This window comes from Micromonospora sp. NPDC005806, assembly GCF_042871425.1.
In the GTDB taxonomy this organism is placed as follows: Bacteria; Actinomycetota; Actinomycetes; order Mycobacteriales; family Micromonosporaceae; genus Micromonospora.
Genome location: NZ_JBIAIL010000106.1, coordinates 1 through 1,422, shown reverse-complemented (window position 1 = coordinate 1,422; position 1,422 = coordinate 1). Strand labels below are relative to the sequence as shown.

1 protein-coding gene is annotated in these 1,422 nt (G+C 68.4%); it reads right to left on the bottom strand.

Annotation, left to right across the window (positions count from 1 at the left end):
• Positions 1 to 23 precede the first annotated feature (23 nt).
• Positions 24 to 1,187: an IS110 family transposase gene (locus ACFYOS_RS36425; RefSeq protein ID WP_387151920.1), complete on the bottom strand. Its 1,164-nt coding sequence runs from the start codon at positions 1,185 to 1,187 to the stop codon at positions 24 to 26.
• Positions 1,188 to 1,422: the final 235 nt, after the last annotated feature.

Genomic DNA, 1,422 nt, shown 5'->3' with positions numbered 1-1,422 from the left:
TCCGCATCTGGCACCCCTTTATGTCAAGACGCTGCTGGAACCAGGGGTTTAGGGTGGGTGGTGGCGGGTCCGGGAAGTGGCTTGTCCGAAGAGCCGATGTCCGGGGTCAGGTCGGTCACGCTGGATTGCAGAGTCGTCCCCGAGTGCCCTCCCGGGCCTGCCACCTGCCGTCGTTTCTGGTCGGCGACCATGCGGGCGTAGACGACGTTGGACAGTCGCCGTTTGAGGGCGCGCATGGCTTCCATGGAGGCTTTCCCGGCGGCTTTCTTCGCGTCGAAGTAGGCGCGGCCTTGCGTGCGGTTGCGCAGCTGGACGACGGCCATGATGTGCAGCGTGCGGTTGATCCGTCGGTTGCCGGCGCGGGAGAGCCGGTGACGCTTCTGGTCGCCGGAGGAGGCGTCCAGCGGGGCGGTGCCGTTCCAGGAGGCGAACCGGTCGCGGTCGGCGAACCGGCGGATGTCTCCGACGTCGGCCAGCAGGCGGGCGGCCCCGGACGGGCCGATGCCATGCAGGCCCATCAGCGTCGAGCCGCGGGCGAGGACCAGGGCTTTGAGGTCCTTGTCCGCGGATTTGATCTTCTTGTCGATGGTCTCCAGTTCACCGATCAGCTCGACGGCGAGGCGGCGCCGGGTCTTGCCGACGATGTCTCTGGGTTTGACGGTGGCGATCAGCGTGCGGGCCTGCCGGGCGGACAGGTACTTCTTCGCCCCGCCGGGCAGCAGCTCCAGCAGCAGCCGGTGCAGCCGGTTAATGGTTTGGGTGCGGGCACGGCCGAGTTCGTCGCGACGGTCGACGAGCATGCCCAGCACCTGCAGGTCCGCATCGACCTGGACCTGCACGAGCCCGGGCGTGCGTAGCGCGACCATCGCCACCGAGTGCGCATCGACCGGGTCGGTCTTGCGGCCGTTGCCGGTGGCGAACACCCGCACCTGCGCCGACAGCTTCGCCGGCACGTCCAGCACGACCTCGCCGTCATGCACCAGCCGGTGGGCGATGTGCCGGCCGATACCGTTGCAGCCCTCCACCGCCCACACCCGATCCGGGTAGCGGCGGCCGGCGGCAAACATCTCGGCGTAGCCGGCCGTGTCGGTGCCGTACCGGCCGGCCGCAAGCACCCGGCCGCGGTCGTCGACGACCTCGATGGTGGCCGAGCGTTTGTGCGGGTCCATCCCGATGATCACGCTCATCGGCGCCTCCCTTGCCTGGACACGATTGGGTTTGTCGGCAAGGAGGGCACCGCTACTTCGAGCAGGACAAACCCCTTTCCAGCCTCTCCTTGCGCGGTGCCCGGCGAGACCGCAAGCCAGATGAGAGCCACACCAAAGACACCGGTGGGCAGCCGCAGAGAGGGAGCGTCTCGCCGAGCACCTGGACCGAGTCTGGCCGGACACCGATCCTGCAAGGAAGTCTCTAAGTAGCCGC

Bases quoted from the DNA above. Each gene is read 5' to 3' on its own strand.
- ACFYOS_RS36425 (WP_387151920.1), bottom strand. From the start codon at position 1,187: ATGAGCGTGATCATCGGGATGGACCCGCACAAACGCTCGGCCACCATC.